Below are 20230 nucleotides of genomic sequence, written 5' to 3'. Positions count from 1 at the left end.
GTCATTCTTGGCGTGCGTCGTGTGAGCGCGCCATTCTGTGACGCCGTGTTTCAGGCTCTTGCAGGAAGCGCAGACAAAGCAGCGTAGGCCGGCGCCTACATGCGAAACGACGACGTGCCGACAGCCCTGTGCCGGCCCCACCGACAGCGGCTGTAGGCCGGTATGGATGACATGAAGTGTCGGGGCTGGCGCCAAGTCATGCGTACGCGGCAGCGACGGGACGGACACGACGCCCCGATGGCGTGCCGCGCCTCACGGCGCCGGGTCGCGACGAATTCCCAGCTGCTTCACCAGGCGCGACAGGTAAGGCTGTGTGACCCGCAGGCGCTCGGCCGCGCGAGTCTGGTGGCCGCCGGCCTGTTCGAGCGCACGCTGCACGATGAGGCGCCGCGCCGCCGTGACCGCGTCGCTGTACGGGAGCAGGAACAGGTCCTCCGTGCGCGTGACGGCCGCGGCCTGCGTGTACGTGGCGCCGTCGACCAGTTCCTCCGGCAGGTCGCACAACGCGACCGGGTCGCCCGCCAGCAGCGCGCAGCGTTCCATCACGTTCGAAAGCTCGCGGACGTTGCCGGGCCATGCGTAGTGCGCGAGCGCCTCGCGCACCTCCTGGGACAACGTCGGCGGCGGCCGACCCGAGTCCGCCGCGTGGCGCGCCAGCAGCCACTCGGCCAGGGGCAACACGTCGCCCGGCCGCTCCCGCATGGCCGGGATCCGGATCGTGATCACCTTGAGCCGGTAGTACAGGTCTTCGCGGAAGCTGCCGGCGCGGATGGCGGCCGGCAGGTCCCGGTGCGTCGCCGCGATCACCCGGACGTCGGCGTGCTGGACGCGGTCGCTGCCCAGGCGCTCGTATTCGCGCTCCTGCAGCAGGCGCAGCAGCTTGGCCTGAACCCCCTGCGGCAGCTCGCCGACCTCGTCGAGGAACAGCGTGCCGCCGCGTGCGGTTTCCACCCGCCCGGCGCGGGCGCGGTCGGCGCCGGTGAATGCGCCTTTCTCGTGCCCGAACAGCTCGCTTTCCAGCAGGTCCCCCGCCAGCAGCGCGCAGTTGACGGCGACGAAGGGTTGGTCCCGCCGCAGCCCGTGCAGGTGAATCGCACGGGCCACCACTTCCTTGCCCGTGCCGGTCTCCCCCAGCAGCAGCACCGTGGCGTTGCTCGGCGCGATGCGCTCCACGGTTTCGGCGACTCGAGCCATCGCGGGGTCGGCGCCGCGGATCCACAGGTGCTTGCGACCCAGCTCCTGCCGCAGGCTGTGCACCTGTCGCTTCAGTCCGCGCGTCTCGAGCGCGCGGCGCACCACGAGCTGGATGGTCGCGGCGTCGAACGGCTTGGCGATGAAGTCGTACGCGCCGGCGCGCATTGCGCGTACCGCCTTGGACATGTCGCCGTAGGCAGTGACCACAACCACCACCGGCGCTGCGGCCAGGCCCTGCAGGCTGTCGAGAACGGCGAAGCCGTCCATGCGCGGCATCTCCAGGTCCAGCAGCAGGAGGTCGGCCCCGTCCGCCACGCGCAGGGCCTCGACGCCATCGACGACGTGCTCGACCTCGTGTCCGCAGTCGCTGAGGCGGTCGCGGAGCACGCGGCCGATGCCGGGATCGTCGTCGGCGACGACGATGCGGCTCATGGCGCAGCGCCTGCCGCAGGCAGGGTGAGCGTGAACGTCGTCCCGCATCCCTGACGCGGCTGGACGCCGAGGTCCCCGCCATGCAGCCGTGCCAGGTTCTTCGCGATCGCCAAGCCGAGGCCGCTGCCCGGCACCCCATCGGCCGCCTGGCCCCGCCAGAATCGCTCGAACACATGCGGCAGGTCCTCGGGCGCGATTCCGGGTCCCTCGTCCTCCACCGCGATCGTCACGCCGGCGGCGCCGGCCCGGGCGGACACTCTGACGCAGGTGCCGGGAAGGCTGAATTTCACGGCGTTGTCGACGAGGTTGATGAGGATCTGCTTGAGCTTGTCGGCATCCGCGTCGGCCCCCAAGGGTTGGTCCGCTGCCGTCTGCTCGAGACGCACGCCCTTGCGCTGTGCGACCGGGCCGGCCGCCATGAGGACCTCGTCGACCAAGGTGCGCACGGCCACCGGCGCACGCTGCAACTGGATGCGCCCTGCCTGCAGGCGACCCTATTCGAGCAATTCGTTGGCGACCCGGATCAGGCGCTCGCTGTCGCGCTCGATCATCCGCACGTAGTCGCCCTGTGCGGCGGTCAGGCCGCCGGCGATGCCGTCGCGCAGGTTCTGTGCGGAGCCCAGGATGCCGGTCAGCGGAGTCCGCAGCTCGTGCGACCGTTCGACAGCACCGCACAGCGCAGCCGGTCCAGTTCCAGCAACTCGAGGTTGGCCGCCGCCAGCCGCAGGTTGGCGTCGCGCAGCTCGGCGGTGCGCGCGTCAACCTGCTCCGCCAGCCGCTCGTTCTGCTCCTGGATCAGCAACTGCTTGCCGCGCAGCTCCTGCGTCAACGCGAGCAGCCTGTGCTGCCCGTAGATCAAGTCGTCGGTGCGCCGGTGGTTGACCATCCCTTGCCAGACGATCAGCGCGAGCAGGGCGAGCGCCACGAGCTGCTGGGGCCACCCGGGCGGCAGCAGTACCAGCGAAAGCGCCAGCACCGAGAGCGCGAAGCTCATGCCGTTGGACTGCCAGGCGTGACAGTCCTTCAATTCGAGCGTGCAGACGCTGCACCGGCCGTAAGGCTGGGTTTCAACGTTACGGCGCAAGAGGCAGTTGCCGTTGATCCCGGGCGCGCTGCGGGGCGTCGACGCAGATGTCAGTGTGGCCATCGAACGTTCTCCTCAAGCCGCGACGCGCGAGCCAATCGCGCCCCAGGACATAGAACCAGCACCCGGCGCAGAAGCCCAGGGTCGGGGCGATCAGGAACGATGCCGTCGGCACTGTCAGCAACAGGAATCCGGCCAACGGGTACCCCGCGAGGATCAGCGCCAGGCCGAGCGCCTGTGCGAGCACCGAGATCGCGCAGGCGCCGCGGCTGCCGCGCAGGTCGAAATAGAGGTCGCCGACGCGGTGCCGGCCGTCGAAACGCACGAGGCGTGCCACGACCAGCGCCACGACGGCCCAGCGCGGCGAGATGGCCTGCAACGACGTGAGGGCGAACGTCACCAGCGCGAAGCCGGCATCGCGCGTGAAGAGCGCGAGCACCAGGAACGCCGCTTCGACGAGGCGCTGCACGCGCATGCCCGGACCGAACTGCAACTCACGGTCGGTGTCCACGACGACGTCCTTCAGAATGGAAAGGCAGTCTAGCAGCGGCCGCGCGGCGGCATCGCCGGCCCTGCAGGTCTCATGGGCTTCATGTCCTTCAGGACATGGGGCATGTCGCGTCGGACATGCCCGCGCGCGCGGCGGCCCAGGCCGCGCCCCGCGCTCCACCGGGGACACGGGCGAGGCGCGGGGTGGCACGGGTTTCGCAAGCCCCGTCGTCCCATTCCACAGGAGACCGACATGGCTGAACAGCGAAACGAACTCGTCGTGGTGATCACGCACGGCATCGACCACGAACTTTCATCGGTTGGCTTCACCATCGCCAACGGCGGCATCACGGCCGGGCTGGGCGTTGCCGTGTTCCTGACCAGCGCCGGCGTCGACGTGGTGCGCAGGAAAGCGAGCGACACCACGCACGTCCAGCCGCTCGAGCCGCTGGCCACGCTGGTGCGGGACTTCGTCGCGCGCGGCGGCGCGCTCTACGCCTGCACGCCCTGCGTCAAGTCGCGCGGCTACGAACAGGCGGATTTCGTCGAAGGGGTCACGATCGCCGGCTCCAGCGTCATCCACGAGCGGCTGCTGCGCGGCGCGGCGACGCTCAGCTTCTGACGGGCAGGCCAGCCATGAGCGCGCAGGTCGACCGCGCCGAGCTGGAAGGCAAGGTGCAGGCCATGTACCGCGACGTCGCCGAAAACCCCCACGGCGACTTCCACTTCGAGATGGGACGCGGCCTCGCGTCGCGCCTCGGTTACCGCGCTGCGGACCTCGACCGGGTCCCGGCCGAATCGATCGACTCCTTTGCCGGCGTCGGCTACTACTTCCATCTGCTCGACGACGTCGAGGGCGCGCGCGTCCTCGACCTCGGCAGCGGCTCCGGGATGGACACGTTCGTCGCGAGCCTGCTGGTCGGCCCCTCGGGAACGGTGATCGGACTGGACATGACCGATTCGCAACGGGCCAAGGCCGAGATGCTGCGCCAGCGGCACGGCGTGCGCAACATCACGTACGTCAAGGGCTACATCGACGCGGCGCCGTTCGAGTCGGGCAGCTTCGACGTCGTGATCAGCAACGGCGTGATCAACCTCGCGGTCGACAAGCCGCAGGTGTTCCGGGAAGTGGCGCGTCTGCTGCGGCCCGGCGGCAAGATGGCGATCGCCGACATCGTGACCGATGCCGCGCTGCCGGACACCATCACCTGCAACACGACCTTGTGGGCCGCGTGCATCGGCGGCGCGTGGCAGCTCGCCCGGTACGAGGACGCGATCGAGTCGGCGGGTCTGCGCATTGCGGCCGAGCAGGTGAACGAGCAGTACCGCTTCCTCTCCGCCAATGCGCAGGGCGCGACGAAGAAGTTCGGCGTGAAGAGCGTGTCGCTGCGCGCGGACAGGCCCTAGTGTCCTGTCCCACAAATATCTGTGCTCTCGCTGGTTCGTAGCGGGCCGCAGGCAAGGCGCGGGCGCCGGCCAATACTTGACGTATTGGGCCGGTGACCGTAACGCGGCATGCGGCCCGCTACGAGCCAGCCCGAAGGGTTCGGCGCCTGCGGGGCGCTCGGCGGCCGTCCAGAGCGGGTCCAGACGTCCAGTCTGGACCCGCTCTGGCCAACCACCGATCATCCCCGCATCCATCCGAACGAGAGTACAGATATTTGTGGGACAGGGCACTAGCCGGCATGGGCCCGCGCCCAGGCCGCGCGAGCGGCGGCCGGGCCCGGGCCCTGGCCGCAGACCGCTCTCACACGCCCAGGTGCTGCTCCAGCAGGCGCGGCTGTGCGCGCAGTTCGTCCGACGTGCCGGCGAACACCACCTGGCCCTTGACCAGGATGACGTTGCGGTCGGTGATCTGCGTCAGGTGCTTCCAGTTCTTGTCGACGATGACGCTGGAGATGCCGCTCGCGCGGATCAGCTCGCAGATGCGCCAGATCTCGCGCGCGATCAGCGGCGCGAGGCCTTCCGTCGCTTCGTCCAGGATCAGGACGTCGGGATTGGTCATCAGCGCGCGGCCGATCGTGAGCATCTGCTGCTCCCCGCCCGACAGTTGCTGGCCGCCGTGTCCCAGGCGCTCCTTCAGCCGCGGGAAGGTCTCCAGCACCCGCTCGTAGGTCCAGTCGTCGGCGCGGCTGCCGCGCCGGCCCGGGCGCGCCGCCATCTTGAGGTTCTCGACCACGCTCAGGTTGCCGAAGATCCCGCGCCCTTCGGGCACGTAGGCGACGCCCAGCTGCGCGATCTCGTACGGCGGCCGGCCCGTCATGTCGCGCCCGATGACGCGCACGCTGCCGGCCCGTGGCGGCACCAGTCCCATCAGCGTCTTGAGCAGCGTCGTCTTGCCCATGCCGTTGCGGCCCATGAGCCCGATGGTCTCACCGCGCGCGACCGTGAAGTCGACGCCGCGCAGGATGTGGCTGGCGCCGTAGTAGGTGTGCAGCCCGCCGGCGTCGATCAGCAGGTCGGACATCAGTGCTCCTCCCCGAGGTACGCGGTCTGCACCGTGGGATCGGCGCGCACCTGCGCCGGTTCGCCGCTGGCGATCACCTGGCCGTTCAGCATCACGGTGAGCCGGTCGGCGAGGGCGAACACCGCATCCATGTCGTGCTCCACCAGCATCATGGCGTGCTCCGCCTTCAGCCGCAGCAGCAGTTCCACCATGCGCTCGGCCTCCGACGTGCCCATGCCGGCAAGTGGCTCGTCCAGCAGCAGCACCCGCGGGGCGGTGGCCAGGCTCATCGCGATCTCGAGCTGGCGCTGCTCGCCATGGCTCATGGTGCCGGCCACCGCGTCGCGCCGGTGCTGCAAGGCGGCGAGTTCCAGCGCGCGTGCCGCGCGCTCGTTCGTGTCGGCGAAGGCGCCGGCGCGGCTGAGCCAGCGCGCGGCGCGCTGGTGCCGCGACTGCGCCGCGAGCCGCACGTTCTCCCACACGGTGAACGGCAGGAAGATGTTGGTCTTCTGGTAGCTGCGCCCCAGCCCGGCGCGCGAAATGCGCTCGGGACGCCAGCCAGTGACGTCCTGGCCGGCCAGCGTGACGGTGCCGGTCGTGGGCGCGAGGTCGCCGGACAGCAGGTGGGTGAGCGTCGACTTGCCGGCGCCATTGGGACCGATCACGGCGTGGATCGCGCCCTGCCACAGGTCCAGCGACACGTCGCTCACGGCCGACAGCCCGCCGAAGCGCTTGGTGATGTTGCGTGCCGCCAGCAGCACTTCGTTCATGCGGCGCGCTCCTCTTCGGCGGCGGCGGCCGGACGCTCCTTGCGCCGCGACAGCCGCTCGATGGCCCCGAGCAGGCCGCCGCGGGCGAACACCACCACGAGCACGATGAACAGTCCCATCCACAGCTGCCAGTGCTTGCCGAGGTTGAAGGCACCCACCGTCGGCAGATCCTTGAACCAGTGCAGCAGGTACTCGAATGCGAAGGCGCCCACGATCGCGCCGGCGAAGTTGCCCATGCCGCCGAGGATCACCATCATGATCGCGTGCGCGCTGGTGTGGAATCCCATCAGCTCGGGATTGACGTAGCCGCCCTGCGCCGCGAAGAGATAACCGGCCAGGCCGGCCAGCCCCCCGGCCAGGGTGAAGGCCGCGAGCTTGTAGCCGAAGGTGCCGTAGCCCATGGCCCGCATCCGGTGCTCGTTGACGCGGATGCCCGCGAGCACGCGTCCGAACGGGCTCCACAGCAGCCGCCGCAGGAACGCGTACACCAGCAGCAGCATGGCCAGCGTGAAGTAGTAGAAGACGAGCTTGTTGTCCAGGTCGAAGAAGCCCGCGTCCGGCTTGAAGTTGACGTAGATCCCGTCCGAGCCGCCCAGCGCCTTGTTGTCGAAGAAGACGTAGTACACCATCTGGGCGAACGCCATCGTCACCATGATGAAGTAGATGCCGTGGGTGCGCACGACGAAGAAGCCGATCACCAGGGCCGCCAGCGCCGACGCCGCGACGGCCGCCGGCAGCGTCCACCACAGGCTCGCCGGTTCGCCGGCCGGCGTGAGGAAGGCCAGCGCGTAGCCGGCCAGCCCGAAGAACGCGGCGTGCCCCAGCGACACCAGACCGGTCACGCCCAGCAACAGGTCCAGGCTCATGGCGAAGATCGCCAGGATCATCATCCGCGCCACCGACTGCACGTAGAAGTCGGTGCCGATCGCCGGAAAGAGCGCCAGCGCCAGGAAGGCGAGGGCGAGCACGGCCTGCAGCGTGCGCGGCAGCGCCTCGAGGTTTGCCTTGGCCGCGCTCATTGCTTGAACAGCCCCTCGGGTTTCCAGAGCAGGACGGCGGCCATCAGCATGTACACCAGCATGCCGGCCACCTGCGGCAGCAGCACCTTGCCGAAGGTGTCGACCAGTCCGACCAGCAACGCCGAGATCATGGCCCCGCGCACCGACCCGATGCCGCCGATCACCACGACGACGAAGCACATGATCAGTACCTGCGAGCCCATGTTCGGGTACACGCTGGAAATGGGCGAGGCGATCATCCCGGCCACGGTGGCGAGGGCGACGCCGATCGCGAACACCACGGCGTGGATCAGCTTGATGTTGACGCCCAGCGCCTCGGTCATGTCGCGGTTGAAGGCGCCGGCGCGGATCTTCATGCCCAGGCGCGTGCGCGAGATGAGCAGGTACAGCCCGAGCGCCAGCGCAACGCACACGCCTGAGATGAACAGGCGGTAGACCGGATAGGACATGGTTTCGGTCAGCGGCACCGACGCCGACAGCAGCTCGGGCACCTTCACGCCGTGCACATCGTCGCCCCACAGGATGGAGCGCGACTCCTCGAAGATGTAGATCAGCCCGAACGTGAGCAGCACCTGGTCCAGGTGGTCGCGGTGATAGAAGTGCCGGAACAGCACCCGTTCGAGCAGCAGCCCGAACAGCACCGCGATCACGGTGCCGCCGACCAGGGCCAGGGCGAAACTGCCGGTCATGGCCGCGAGCGACCACGCCAGGTAGGCGCCGAGCATGTAGAAGCTGCCGTGGGCGAGGTTGACCACGCCCATGATGCCGAAGATCAGCGTGAGGCCGGCGGCCAGCATGAACAACAGCAGGCCGTACTGCACGCTGTTGAGAAGCTGGATGAGAAAGTTGGCGAGATCCATGTGTGGAAAAAGGGGCTAGGGGCCAGGGCTAGGGGCTAGGGGACGACGGAGTGCTCGCCCTAGTCCCTCATCCCTGGCCCCTAGTCCCTCGGCCGGGGCGGACGCCCCGGCCTTCAGGCGCCCATCTTGCAGCCGGCGCCCGAATCGGCGAGGGCCTTGGCGGCGACGCCGATCACCTTGTTTTCCTTGTTCTCGACGCGGCGCAGGTAGATGTCCTGCACCGGGTTGTGCGCCTTGCTCATCGTCCACTTGCCGCGCGGGCTGTCGATGACCGTGGATTCCAGTGCCTTGTACAACGCCTGCTTGGCGCCGATGTCGCCCTTGACGGCGGCGATGCCCTGCACCAGCAGCTGGCCGGCGTCGTAGCCCTGCACCGCGTACACGTCGGGCTGCAGCTTGAAGTTGGTGGCATAGGCGGTGCGGAACTGCTTGTTGCGCGGCGTGTCCAGCGAGTCGCTGTAGTGCAGCGTCGTCATCACGCCGTCGGCGGCGGCGCCGGCGGCGTCGATGACGCCTTCGGTCAGGAAGCCCGATCCCCACAGCGGGATGCGGTCCTTCAGGCCGGCGGCGGCGTAGTCGCGCATGAACTTCGCGGCCGCGCCGCCGGCGAAGAAGCAGGCCACCGCATCGGGCTTGATCGATGCGATCTCGGTCAGCAGCGCCTGGAACTCGACCTGCGGGAAGGGCAGGCCCAGTTCCTTGACCACCGTGCCGCCCGCCTTGGTGAAGCTGTCGCGGAAGCCCTCGAACGCCTCGTCGCCGGCGGCGTACTTGTGCGTGATCCACACCGCGCGCTTGATGCCCTTGTCGACCATCGGCTTGCCCAGGGCCAGCGTCGGCTGGCTGTTGGTGAACGAGGTGCGGAACACGTTGGGCGCGCACAGGGCGCGCGTGGCCGCGTGCGCGCCGGCGTTGGGAATGATGCTCAGCACGCCGGACTCGCGCGCCACGCGCTGGATGCCCATCTGCACGCCCGAGTGCACGGTCCCGATCAGGACGTCGACCTTGTCGCGCTGCACCAGGCGGTTGGCGTTCTCGACGCCCTTGGCCGGCTCGGACTCGTCGTCGACCTTGAACCATTCGATCTCGCGGCCGCCCAGCTTGCCGCCCTTCTCGCTGATCGCCATGCGCACGCCGTTCTCGATCGCGACCCCGAGCGCCGCGTACGTGCCGGTATACGGCAGCATGAAGCCGACGCGGATCCGGTTCGACTGCGCGCGCACGATCTGCGGCAGCAGCAAGCCGGTGGAAGCGGCGCCGACGATCGCGGCGCTGCGGGAGAGGACGAGGCGACGGGTGGTCATGGAGTCTCCTTTTTTGTACACGCTGATTGTGGGGGCGGCCGCGGGCGGCGAGCACCATGGGTTTCCCGCATGGGCGCTCGGCGCGCGGCGCCGCTCGCGAGCGGCTTCAGTCCCGCGCCCGGCCCTCGCCGGCCGCGCTGCGCAGCTTGAAGCGCTGGATCTTGCCGGTGGCGGTCTTGGGCAGCTCGGGGACGAACTGGATCCAGCGCGGGTACTTGTAGGGCGCGAGCTGGCTCTTGACGTGCATCTGCAGGTCCTCGGCGCTGGCGGCCTGGCCCGGCTTGAGCACGACGTAGGCCTTGGGCTTGACCAGTTCGTCGGTGTCGGCGGCGCCGATCACCGCCGCTTCCAGCACGGCCGCGTGCGTCATCAGGCAGGCCTCCACCTCGAACGGCGAGACGTAGATGCCGCCGACCTTGAGCATGTCGTCGCTGCGGCCGCCGTACGTGTAGTAGCCGTCGTCGTCGCGCGTGTACTTGTCGCCGCTGCGTGTCCACTCGCCGGCGAAGGTGGCCTTGGTCTTGGCCCGGTTGTTCCAGTACATGATGGCCGCGCTCGGTCCGCAGATCTGCAGTTCGCCGATCTCGCCGGGCCCGCATTCGCGCCCGTCGTCGCCGATGATGCGCAGCTCGTATCCCGGAACGGCCTTGCCGGTCGTGCCGTAGCGCACCTCGCCGGCCCGGTTCGACAGGAAGATGTGCAGCATCTCGGTCGAGCCGATGCCGTCCAGGATCTCGCAGCCGTATTGCGCGGTCCAGCGCTTGCCGATCTCCGCCGGCAGCGCTTCGCCGGCGCTCGTGCACACGCGCAGGTTCAGCTCCTCGCGCTTGGGCCGCGCGGGGTCGGCGACCAGCGCGGCGAACAGCGTCGGGACACCGTAGAAGATCGTGGGCTGGAACTTCCTGAGCACGCCGAACACGTCGGCGGGCGTGGGCCGCGCCGGCAGCAGGACGGCCGTCGCGCCGACGCTCATCGGAAAGGTGAGGCCGTTGCCCAGTCCGTAGGCGAAGAACAGCTTGGCCGCGGAAAACACCACGTCGTTCTCGCGGATGCCGAGGACCGCGCGGCCATAGAGTTCGGCGGTCTGGATCAGGTGGCTGTGCAGGTGCACCGTGCCCTTGGGCGCGCCGGTCGAACCGCTGGAGTAGAGCCAGAAGCAGGCTTCGTCGGAGCAGGTCGATGCCACGGCGGGAGTGGCCGCGCCGGCGGCGATCCATCCGGCGACCGACTTGTCGCCGCTCTCGCCGGCGACCACCACCGTCTCCAGCGACGAGATGGTCCCGACCAGCGGCTCGATCGTCGGCAGCAGGGCCCTGGACACGAAGAGGGCCCGCGCGCGCGAATCGCGCAGCATGAAGTCGAAGTCCTTCGTGGTGAGCAGCGTGTTGGCCGCCACCGGCACCACGCCGGCCAGGATGCACCCGAGGAACACGACGGGCCATTCCAGCGTGTCGTGCATCGCGATCATGACGCGCGTTTCCGGCGCGAAACCGCGCGAGCGCAGCGTGTTGGCGAAGCGGTGCGCCTGGTCCGCAAGGTGGCCGTAGGTCAGCGTCGCGCCGCTCGCGGCATCGACGAAGGCCACCTTGCCGCTGCGCGCCGCGTTGCGCGCGATCAGGTCGTGGGCGGCGTTGTAGTCACGGGGAATCTCGACCAGCGGCGGGCTGCTGGTGTGGTCGGCGCGGCTGAGGTGCATGTCTGTCTCCTGTGTTCTTGCTGCCGGGTCCTGCGCCGCCACTCAGGCCCCGAAGGGGTGCGTGGCCCGCTCAGGCGGTGTCGGAGGCGGTGGCCAGCGCCTGTGCCAGCCACTGGCGGCACCACGCGGTGCCCAGCTCTTCGGGCATCGTACCGGCGCTGGCATCGTGGCACCAGACTTCGCCGATGCGCTGGGCGCCCAGGCCCTGCAGGCGCTCGTCGAACTTCTTGCCGCCGAACGCGAAGGTATTGAGGTAGGTGCGGTCGCCCAGGGCGATGACGCCGTAGCGCACGTGGCCCAGGAACTTGGGATTGCTGTCAAGCGAGTCGTACAGCTGCCGGGCGTTGTCTGGCACATCGCCCGAGCCGTAAGTGGAAGTGCAGATGAGATATAGCGCATCTTCGTCGAACACCGTGATATCCAGCCCATCCATGAGCCGCACCTCGATCTCGTCCGCCAGGTCGCCGCAATCCATCTGGATCGCCTGGGCAACATAGTCGGCCGTGCTGGTCATGGTGCCGACAAGGATGATCAATTTCATCAGGTTCTCCGTATGCAATAAAGTGCTTGACACTGCGATTTAAGGAAGTATACTGCCATTTTGATCTAGCGCAAACTTCCTTCAAATAACTCCGCCATGACGACAGACACCGACCACGACGCCCGCGCCACGATGGCCGAGCTGGGGATCCGCGTGCGGGCGTGGCGGGCGCGGCGGGGCATGACACGCAAGCAGCTGGCCGCCGATTCGGGCCTGTCCGAGCGTTTCCTGGCCGACGTCGAAGGCGGCAAGGGCAACGTCTCGATCAACTCGCTGGAAGCCGCGGCGCGCGCACTCAACATCACGGTGCTGGAGCTGCTGCAGGACGCGCCGCGTCCCGCGCTGGCCAGGCTGCACGACCTCGCCGCCCGGCTCGACGACGGCCAGCTGGAGCAGGCGTACGCGCTGCTGTCGGGCCACTTCGGGCTCGGCGACACGCTGGGCCGCGAGCGCCGGATCGCCCTGATCGGGCTGCGCGGCGCGGGCAAGTCCACGCTCGGGTCGCAACTGGCGGCCGAGCGCGGCGTACCCTTCGTCGAACTGGACCGCCAGATCGAGCGCGAGGCCGGCACCAGCATGAACGAGATCCTGCTGCTTCACGGGCAGGCCGGCTACCGCCGTTACGAGCGCCGTGCGCTGCTGCACATCGCCGAGCAGCATGCCGACGGCGTGGTCATGACGACCGGCGGCAGCATCGTGAGCGAGCGCGAGACCTTCGACCTGCTGCAAAGCCGCTTCTATTGCGTCTGGCTCAAGGCCAACCCGGAGGAGCACATGAGCCGCGTCGTCGCCCAGGGCGACATGCGGCCGTTCCATGGCAACGCGGAACCCGGCCACGGCGCGATGGGCGAGGCGATGGAGGACATCCGACGCATCCTCGCCAGCCGCGAAGCGCTGTATGCGCGCGCCGACGCGGTGGTCGACACCGCCGCGCGCAGCGTCAAGCAATCACTCAAGGACCTCGAGCGCGCCGTGCCCGCGGTCCCCACCCAGGAGAGGACCCCATGAATGCCATGACCGAGCCGCTGCTGTTCAAGCAGGGCGACCGCGAGCTCGTGAGCTTCGCGACCCACCCGTCGAAGTACCGGCACTGGACGCTGGCCGTGGAGGGCGACGTCGCGCGGCTCAAGCTCGACATCGACGAGGACGGCGGCATCAAGCCGGGCTACAAGCTCAAGTTGAACAGCTACGACCTGGGCGTGGACATCGAGCTGCACGACGCGATCAACCGCATCCGCTTCGAGCACCCGGCCGTCAAGGTGGTGGTGTTCGAAAGCGCCAAGGAAAAGATCTGGTGCTCCGGCGCCAACATCTACATGCTGGGCCTCTCGACCCACGCCTGGAAGGTGAACTTCTGCAAGTTCACCAACGAGACGCGCAACGGCCTGGAGGATTCGTCGCTGCACGACGGCCTGAAGTCGCTGGCGGCCGTGACCGGCGCCTGCGCCGGCGGCGGCTACGAGCTGGCGCTGGCCTGCGACCGCATCGTGATGGTCGACGACCGTTCCTCCACGGTGAGCCTGCCCGAAGTGCCGCTGCTTGGCGTGCTGCCCGGCACCGGCGGCCTGACGCGCGTGACCGACAAGCGCAAGGTTCGGCGCGACCTGGCCGACATCTTCTGCACCACCAGCGAAGGCGTGCGCGCCGACCGCGCGCGCGACTGGAAACTGATCGACGCCCACGCCAAGCCGCAGAAGTTCGGCGAACTGGTGGACGCCGAGATCGAGGCGCTGCGCCGCCAGTCGACGCGGGCGGGCGCGGTGGAGGGCGTCGAACTGCCGCCGCTCGCCGCCACGATCGACGACTCCGGGTACCACTACGGCACGGTGGATGCGCAGATCGACCGTGCGCGCCGCATCGCGAACATCACCGTGAACGCGCCGGCCGCGCCCATCGAAGCCAGTCCCGACGCGATCGTCGCTGCGGGCGCGCGCTGGTGGCCGTTGCAGCTCGCGCGCGAACTGGACGACCTGATCCTGAACCTGCGCACCAACGAGCTGGAGATCGGCACCTGGGTGATCCGGACCCGCGGCGACGCGCAGCTGGTGCTGCAGGCCGACGCCGTGCTGGAGCAGTTGAAGGACCACTGGCCGGTGCGTGAGACCACTGGCGCCCTGCGCCGCACGCTCGCCCGCCTGGACGTCACCAGCCGCTCGCTGATCGCGCTGGTCGACCAGGGCTCGTGCTTTGCCGGCACCTTCTACGAACTGGCGCTGGCCTGCGACCGGATCTACATGCTGGACCTGCCGGATTCGCCCGACGTGGCGCCGGCGCTGACGCTGTCCGCCGCGAACTTTGGCCGCTATCCGGAAGTGAACGACCTGACCCGGCTGCAGACCCGCTTCAACGAGGACCACCAGGTCATCGACCAGTTGCGTGCGGTGCAAGGCAGCGCGCTGCGCGCCGACCAGGCGCTCGCCCTCGGCCTGGTGACGCTGACGCCCGACGACATCGACTGGGACGACGAGATCCGGATCATGCTGGAGGAGCGCGCCTCGCTGTCGCCCGACGCCCTGACCGGCATGGAAGCGTCGCTGCGCTTCCCCGGCAGGGAAACCATGGCCACCCGCGTGTTCGGGCGCCTGTCGGCCTGGCAGAACTGGATCTTCATCCGGCCCAACGCGGTCGGCGAGGACGGCGCCCTCAAGCTGTTCGGCACCGGCAAGAAGGCGAAGTTCGACTGGAAGCGGATCTAGGGAGCGGACATCCGGACGCAGAGGACCCGAAGGGTACGCAGAGCCGCAAAAGGAAACCGGATTCAGGTTTGAAACCTGGAGTCCTTCCGCGGCTTCTGCGCAACTTCTGCGGCTTCTGCGTACGGGAGTCCTGTTTAGATGAACACGAGAGAGACACCAAGGACACCATGAGCACCATCGACCTGCAGGCACTGATTCCCAACAACGTCAACCTCGGCGACAACCGCCAGCTGCAGCGCGCGCTGGAGCACTGGCAGCCGGCCTTCCTGAAATGGTGGGACGAGATGGGGCCCAGCGATTTCAACGCCAAGGAGGTGTACTTGCGCACCGCCGTCGGCGTCGACGCCCAGGGCTGGGCCAGCTACGGCTACACCTCCATGCCCGACTACCGCTGGGGCATCTTCCTCGCCGACAGGGAAGAGGGCCGCAAGATCGGTTTCGGCGACTTCATGGGCCAGGACGTGTGGCAGGACGTGCCCGGCGAGTTCCGCTCCACCTTCCGGCGCCTGATCGTGACGCAGGGCGACACCGAGCCGGCGTCGGTGGAGCAGCAGCGGCTGCTGGGGCACACGGCGCCGTCGCTCTACGATCTGCGCAACCTGTTCCAGGTGAACGTGGAGGAGGGCCGCCACCTGTGGGCGATGGTGTACCTGCTGCACGCGTACTTTGGCCGCGACGGCCGCGAGGAAGCCGAGGAACTGCTGGAGCGCCACAGCGGCGACCCGGACAAGCCGCGCATCCTGGGCACGTTCAACGAGCCGATGGACAACTGGCTGTCGTTCTACATGTTCACGTACTTCACCGACCGCGACGGCAAGTTCCAGCTCAAGTCGCTGGCGGAATCGGCGTTCGATCCGCTGGCGCGCACCACGCGCTTCATGCTGACGGAGGAAGCGCACCACATGTTCGTCGGCGAAACCGGCGTGGGCCGCGTCATCAAGCGCACGCTGGAAGTGATGAAGGAACTGGACACCGACGACGTGACGGCGCTGCGCCGCGCCGGCGTGGTCGACCTGCCGACGATCCAGCGCTTCCTGAACTTCTGGTTCACGAGCTCGCTGGACCTGTTCGGCTCGGAAGCGTCCTCGAACGCCGCCAATTACTTCAGCAACGGCATCAAGGGCCGCCCCGACGAGGCCAAGTTCGCCGACCACGTCGAAGCCGACTCCGAGATGACGATCCAGGTGCCCGACGGCCGCGGCGGGCTGAAGAACGAGACGATCTCGACGCGCAACGGCATGAACGAGATCACCCGGCTGGAATACGTGAAGGACTGCAACGTCGGCGTCACGCGCTGGAACATGGCGATCAAGCGCGCCGGGGTCAATTTCGAACTGAAGCTGCCGTCCACCCGGTTCCGCCGCAACGTGGGGGCCTGGGCCGGCATCGCGACGACGCCGGAAGGCCAGCCGGTCGGCCAGGCCGAGTTCGACGCGCGCAAGGACGAATGGCTGCCCAGCGAGGCCGATCGCGCCTACGTCAAGAGCCTGATGCAGCGGGTCGTGGAACCCGGAAAGATGGCCGCGTGGATCGCGCCGCCGGACCGCGGCATCAACGCCAATCCGGTGGAATACGAGTACGTGAAGCTCTGATGCGGCCCCGCCGGTAGAATGGCGGCTTCGGAGCGTAGCGCAGTCTGGTAGCGCATCTGGTTTGGGACCAGAGGGTCGTAGGTTCGAATCCTATCGCTCCGACCAACGAGGCCTCTGGTCATCCAGGGGCTTTTTCTTTGCGCCGGCGCCCGCCGCGCGGCGCCGTCCCTTGCGCGCGGCCAGCGATAATTCGCGTTTCTGCCCGTAGCTCAGTTGGATAGAGCAACAGCCTTCTAAGCTGTGGGTCGGGGGTTCGATTCCCTCCGGGCAGGCCAGGTCACGCACCCCTGCACCTCGTCCGGTGTTCGTGCTCCTGAGCGTCGACAGCAAGCGATGATTCGCAGGACACCCGGCCCTCGCCGCGCCTTCCGTCGCGTCGCGCACTGGCTGGCGATCTCTCCCAGTCGAACTGCTCCCGGGCGAAGCGACGTCCGTCGGAGCGATGCCGGTGACGAAACCGGTTACCACTGCCTTCAGGCCGTTGCAAGATCGTTTACCCCCACATAAAGAAGCGTACCAAGGAACTATGTTTTCGCGCAAGAATTAGTTCTATAGAACTCATACATGGGAGGCCATGATGGCGCTATCCCAGGTCAGGCGTGTCGGTTGGCTCGAATGGCGAGGGCCGACGTGACCGTGCTCCCACTCTTCCGCAGCGAGGCACTGGAACACCAGCGCGACACGTGGCTGGGCGAGATCGTCCTTGCCCGGCCTCTCTCGTTCGCGCTGTTGACCTGGTTCTTCGTCGGATGCGCGGCCATCGGCATCTCGTTTCTGGTGTGGGGCGAGTACACGAAGAAGGCCAGGGTATCGGGCTATCTGGCGCCAGACCAGGGGCTCGTCAAAGTCTTCAGCCGGCAAGCAGGAACCGTCACGGCTCTGCACGTGCAGGACGGGCAAGCCGTCCGTCGCGGAGAAGTTCTTGCGACCGTTTCCACGGAGCGGACCACGTCGCGCGGCGACACACAGGTCGCGATCGCGACGCAGCTGGAGGTGCGCCGCAACAGCATCCATGAAGAAATCGCGAAGACGCAGCAGATGTACGACGAGCAGGCGCGGGCCGCGAAGGATCGACTCGACCGACTGCAGGATGACCTGCGCCGCGCGGCGAGCGCGATCCAGACGCAGGAACAGCGCGTGAAACTTTCTTTCCTGTCGCTGGAGCGAAGCGCGCGGTTGCTGGAGGACAAGTATGTCTCCGAACTGGCGGTGCAGGACAAGCGCGCCGAGCTGCTCGACCAGGAAAGCCGTCTGCACGATCTGCAGCGGTCGCGCAACGCCGCCGAGCGCGAGGCGGCAAGCGTGGCCTCCGAGCTGAAGAACCTGCCACTCAAGGCTCGAAGCGCCATGGCCGCTCTCGAGCGACTGGCCTCGGAAATCGCCGCAAGCTCCTTCGAAAACGAGGCACGTCGGGAGGAGTTGATCCTGGCGCCGCAGGATGGCACGGTCACGGCGATCCAGGCTACCTTGGGAAAGCAGGCCGCGCCGGTGCAGCCGCTGATGAGCCTCATACCGGCGACGGCGCGGCTGCAGGCGGAACTGTACGTGCCGAGTCGCGCGATCGCATTCGTCAGGGGCGGCAATGTCGCGAGATTGCAGTACCAGGCATTCCCGTACCAGAAGTTCGGAAGTCACCAGGGGCGAGTGGTCAGGGTGTCGCGGACCGCCATTTCTGCGCAGGAACTGCCGTGGCCCGCTCCATTGCCGGAGCCGTATTACGTCGTGGTCGTCATGCCCGAACATGACTACGTGACGGCGTACGGCCAACAAGAACCCCTTCGGTCAGGCATGCAAGTCAACGCCGATATCTGGCTCGGCCGGCGTTCACTCATCGAGTGGATCATGGAGCCGCTCTTCAGCGTCTCCGGGCGGTTGTGATGCTGGTCACGGACCGTCTCGAGTTTGGATGGGGCAGGGTGCTTCCAAGCATCCTGCAGACCGAAGCTGCCGAGTGCGGCTTGGCCTGCCTTGCGATGGTGCTGGGATTCTTCGGCCACCACACCGACCTCTCCGACCTTCGCCGGAAGTTCTCGCTGTCGCTGCGGGGCATGAACGCGGCGCAACTCGTGGAGGCCGCCGGGCGCGTCGATCTTGCGTGCCGTGCGCTGCGCGTGGAGCTCGATCGGCTCAAGGACCTCGCGACACCAGCCATCCTTCATTGGGAGTTCAACCATTTCGTCGTGCTGAAGCGGGTCACTCCGCGTCACGTTCACATTCATGATCCGGCGGTTGGACCGCGGCGACTGACGCTTGAAGACGTTTCGAAGGGATTCACCGGGGTTGCATTCGAACTGGCGCCGTCACTCCCGTTCAGGAAACGCAGGCTGAAACCGCGCCTGTCGTTGCGCGCCACCATCGGGAAGATCCATGGGCTCAAGCGCTCGCTCCTCCAGATCCTGATGCTCGCCCTCGTGCTCGAAGCGTTCACGCTCGCCGGGCCCTGGCTCACGCAATGGATCATCGACGACGCGCTCGTGTCGGGAGACGGCGATCTGCTGACGGTGATTGCCCTCGCGCTCCTCCTGCTTGGAGTCGTTCGAGTGGCCGTCGGTGCCGTTCGATCGTGGGTCATCGTGCACCTCAGCACCACGCTCAACCTGCAGTGGAGCGCGAATACCATGGACCATCTGCTGCGGTTGCCGGTCTCGTATTTCGAGAAGCGGCACATGGGCGACGTGCTTTCGAGGTTCGGCGCAACCTCGGTCATCCAGCAGACGGTCACCACCGGCTTCGTGAGCGCCGTGCTCGACGGCCTGCTGGCCACTGCGACCCTCGCAATGATGTTCCTCTATGACGTCGCGCTGGCAGCCATCGTCGTCGTGGCAGTGATGCTGTACGCACTGCTTCGAACCCTGCGTTACGAGGCCCTGCGCAGCGTCTCCGAAGGACAGATCGTCCGGATGGCGAAGCTGCAGACAAGACTGATGGAAACGATTCATGGCATCGAGACCATCAAGCTGTTCAACCGTCAGCCAGACCGCAAGGCGCGGTACGTGAAGCTCTCCGTCGACGTCGCGAACACTGGCGTGGCAGTGCAGCGACTTACGCTGGCCTTCCAGGCGGTGAATGGTCTGCTGGTCGCCGCCGAAGGTGCGTTCGTGCTATGGCTCGGAAGCCGTTCCGTCCTGGGTGGCGCACTCACCGTAGGCATGCTGGTGGCATTCGTTTCGTACAAGGACCAGTTCACGACGCGGGTTTGCAGCCTGATCGACCGTGCGATCGAATTTGCGATGCTGCGGATCCACACGGAACGCCTGTCCGACATCGTGTTGACCCCGCCGGAAGCGGACCAGTCCTTCGAAATGGCCGGCGACCAGCAGATCGAGGCAAGTATCGAGCTTCGCAACGTTCGCTTCCGGTATTCGGAAGGTGAACCCTGGATCATCGACGGGCTCAGTCTGACCATTGACAGCGGTGACTCGGTCGCCCTGGCGGGCCCGTCCGGGTGCGGCAAGACGACCCTGATCAAGCTCATGCTCGGCCTCCTCGAACCCGAGGAAGGGGAAGTGTTGATCGGCGGTATCCCATTGGCACGCCTCGGATTGCGGCGTTATCGCGAGCTGGTCGGCACCGTCATGCAGTCGGATCGGCTGTTCGCTGGCTCCCTTGCCGACAACATCACCTTCTTCGACGCGGTTCCGGACCACACGAGGCTCGCGGCATGCGCCAAGGCTGCTTGCATCCACGACACGATCCTGAAGATGCCGATGGGGTATCACACGCTGGTCGGGGACATGGGCAACGCTCTTTCCGGCGGGCAGGTGCAACGGGTCTTGCTCGCACGGGCTCTCTACAAGCGGCCGCGAGTCCTGTTCCTGGACGAGGCGACCAGCCACCTGGACGCCGCGCTGGAGCGCGAGATATCGGCGTGTGTTGCGCGCCTCGGCCTCACGCGAATCATCGTCGCGCATCGTCCCGAGACCGTTCGTTCATGCAACCGGGTGATCGATCTGGGCGAATGCGTCGCCGGCTCGCGTCCGGCAGGCGGGCACAGGAGCGGCGATGTGGGCCGGCGTCTGTACCCGAGCACGGCGAATGACACCACAGGGACATGAAGCATCCGGAGCGAAGCTTCGCTTCGGCCACCCGCCCGCAAGGGCACCAACC

The 20230-nt window shown here is 67.6% G+C and carries 19 protein-coding genes and 2 tRNA genes; 9 read left to right on the top strand and 12 right to left on the bottom strand.

Annotated features, from left to right (window positions below):
* Positions 1-252: 252 nt before the first annotated feature.
* Genes RAMLITH_RS02925 through RAMLITH_RS02905 form a run of 5 tightly spaced genes read right to left on the bottom strand, consistent with a single transcriptional unit; the run spans position 253 to position 3221 of the window.
* The gene (locus tag RAMLITH_RS02925) at positions 253-1626 is read right to left on the bottom strand and encodes a sigma-54-dependent transcriptional regulator (RefSeq protein WP_168105819.1); all 1374 of its coding nucleotides are present in this window, start codon (positions 1624-1626) and stop codon (positions 253-255) included.
* Positions 1623-2078, bottom strand: coding sequence for an ATP-binding protein (locus tag RAMLITH_RS02920; protein ID WP_168105818.1), 456 nt, complete (start codon positions 2076-2078; stop codon positions 1623-1625). The genes RAMLITH_RS02925 and RAMLITH_RS02920 overlap by 4 nt, the downstream gene beginning before the upstream one ends.
* Positions 2079-2120: 42 nt before the next feature.
* Positions 2121-2231, bottom strand: a complete 111-nt coding sequence (locus RAMLITH_RS26265; protein WP_420376888.1) for a hypothetical protein — start codon at positions 2229-2231, stop codon at positions 2121-2123.
* Positions 2232-2257: 26 nt separating this feature from the next.
* Positions 2258-2653, bottom strand: coding sequence for a hypothetical protein (locus tag RAMLITH_RS02910; RefSeq protein WP_168105817.1), 396 nt, complete (start codon positions 2651-2653; stop codon positions 2258-2260).
* A gap of 46 nt (positions 2654-2699) precedes the next feature.
* On the bottom strand, positions 2700-3221 hold the full coding sequence (locus RAMLITH_RS02905; protein WP_168105816.1) for a DUF4395 family protein: 522 nt from the start codon (positions 3219-3221) through the stop codon (positions 2700-2702).
* Between the two features lie 231 nt (positions 3222-3452).
* On the opposite strand from RAMLITH_RS02905, the gene RAMLITH_RS02900 reads away from it, so the two are divergent.
* Together RAMLITH_RS02900 and RAMLITH_RS02895 are read left to right on the top strand one after the other, a co-directional pair.
* On the top strand, positions 3453-3821 hold the full coding sequence (locus tag RAMLITH_RS02900) for a DsrE family protein (protein ID WP_168105815.1): 369 nt from the start codon (positions 3453-3455) through the stop codon (positions 3819-3821).
* Positions 3822-3835: 14 nt separating this feature from the next.
* Positions 3836-4606 (top strand): methyltransferase domain-containing protein, encoded by a 771-nt coding sequence (locus RAMLITH_RS02895; protein ID WP_168105814.1) that lies wholly within the window; start codon positions 3836-3838, stop codon positions 4604-4606.
* A 340-nt stretch (positions 4607-4946) separates the two neighbouring features.
* On the opposite strand, the gene RAMLITH_RS02890 is transcribed toward RAMLITH_RS02895, so the two are convergent.
* From RAMLITH_RS02890 to RAMLITH_RS02860, 7 genes are all read right to left on the bottom strand, one after another.
* The gene (locus tag RAMLITH_RS02890; RefSeq protein ID WP_168105813.1) at positions 4947-5666 is read right to left on the bottom strand and encodes an ABC transporter ATP-binding protein; all 720 of its coding nucleotides are present in this window, start codon (positions 5664-5666) and stop codon (positions 4947-4949) included.
* On the bottom strand, positions 5666-6415 hold the full coding sequence (locus RAMLITH_RS02885) for an ABC transporter ATP-binding protein (protein ID WP_168105812.1): 750 nt from the start codon (positions 6413-6415) through the stop codon (positions 5666-5668). Before RAMLITH_RS02885 ends, RAMLITH_RS02890 begins: the two co-directional genes overlap by 1 nt.
* The gene (locus RAMLITH_RS02880) at positions 6412-7434 is read right to left on the bottom strand and encodes a branched-chain amino acid ABC transporter permease (protein ID WP_168105811.1); all 1023 of its coding nucleotides are present in this window, start codon (positions 7432-7434) and stop codon (positions 6412-6414) included. The genes RAMLITH_RS02885 and RAMLITH_RS02880 overlap by 4 nt, the downstream gene beginning before the upstream one ends.
* Entirely contained in the window at positions 7431-8294 is an 864-nt protein-coding gene (locus RAMLITH_RS02875; RefSeq protein WP_168105810.1) for a branched-chain amino acid ABC transporter permease, read from the bottom strand. The genes RAMLITH_RS02880 and RAMLITH_RS02875 overlap by 4 nt, the downstream gene beginning before the upstream one ends.
* Positions 8295-8407: 113 nt before the next feature.
* Complete coding sequence (locus tag RAMLITH_RS02870; RefSeq protein ID WP_168105809.1) at positions 8408-9598, bottom strand: ABC transporter substrate-binding protein; 1191 nt, start codon at positions 9596-9598, stop codon at positions 8408-8410.
* A gap of 106 nt (positions 9599-9704) precedes the next feature.
* A complete protein-coding gene (locus RAMLITH_RS02865) occupies positions 9705-11294 on the bottom strand; it encodes a benzoate-CoA ligase family protein (protein WP_168105808.1) in 1590 nt (529 codons plus the stop codon).
* Between the two features lie 70 nt (positions 11295-11364).
* Positions 11365-11835, bottom strand: coding sequence for a flavodoxin domain-containing protein (locus tag RAMLITH_RS02860; protein WP_168105807.1), 471 nt, complete (start codon positions 11833-11835; stop codon positions 11365-11367).
* A gap of 96 nt (positions 11836-11931) precedes the next feature.
* Here RAMLITH_RS02860 and RAMLITH_RS02855 point away from each other — a divergent pair, with 96 nt between their 5' ends.
* From RAMLITH_RS02855 to RAMLITH_RS02825, 7 genes are all read left to right on the top strand, one after another.
* Positions 11932-12843 carry a helix-turn-helix transcriptional regulator gene (locus RAMLITH_RS02855; RefSeq protein WP_168105806.1) on the top strand — a complete coding sequence of 304 codons (912 nt, stop codon included), beginning with the start codon at positions 11932-11934 and terminating at the stop codon, positions 12841-12843.
* The gene (gene boxC, locus RAMLITH_RS02850; protein WP_168105805.1) at positions 12840-14531 is read left to right on the top strand and encodes a 2,3-epoxybenzoyl-CoA dihydrolase; all 1692 of its coding nucleotides are present in this window, start codon (positions 12840-12842) and stop codon (positions 14529-14531) included. Before RAMLITH_RS02855 ends, boxC begins: the two co-directional genes overlap by 4 nt.
* Positions 14532-14698: 167 nt before the next feature.
* Positions 14699-16123 carry a benzoyl-CoA 2,3-epoxidase subunit BoxB gene (boxB, locus tag RAMLITH_RS02845; RefSeq protein WP_168105804.1) on the top strand — a complete coding sequence of 475 codons (1425 nt, stop codon included), beginning with the start codon at positions 14699-14701 and terminating at the stop codon, positions 16121-16123.
* Between the two features lie 28 nt (positions 16124-16151).
* Positions 16152-16228: transfer RNA gene (locus tag RAMLITH_RS02840), tRNA-Pro, on the top strand.
* Positions 16229-16321: 93 nt separating this feature from the next.
* Positions 16322-16398 (top strand) — tRNA-Arg (locus RAMLITH_RS02835).
* A gap of 355 nt (positions 16399-16753) precedes the next feature.
* The gene (locus tag RAMLITH_RS02830; RefSeq protein WP_168105803.1) at positions 16754-18001 is read left to right on the top strand and encodes a beta-barrel domain-containing protein; all 1248 of its coding nucleotides are present in this window, start codon (positions 16754-16756) and stop codon (positions 17999-18001) included.
* On the top strand, positions 18001-20178 hold the full coding sequence (locus tag RAMLITH_RS02825) for a peptidase domain-containing ABC transporter (RefSeq protein WP_168105802.1): 2178 nt from the start codon (positions 18001-18003) through the stop codon (positions 20176-20178). Before RAMLITH_RS02830 ends, RAMLITH_RS02825 begins: the two co-directional genes overlap by 1 nt.
* The last annotated feature ends 52 nt before the right edge of the window (positions 20179-20230 follow it).

Origin of the sequence: Ramlibacter lithotrophicus, assembly GCF_012184415.1 — a bacterium.
Classification (GTDB): domain Bacteria; phylum Pseudomonadota; class Gammaproteobacteria; order Burkholderiales; family Burkholderiaceae_C; genus Ramlibacter; species Ramlibacter lithotrophicus.
The sequence above is the reverse complement of the archived record's forward strand: the minus strand, read 5'-3'. Positions and strand labels throughout refer to the sequence as shown.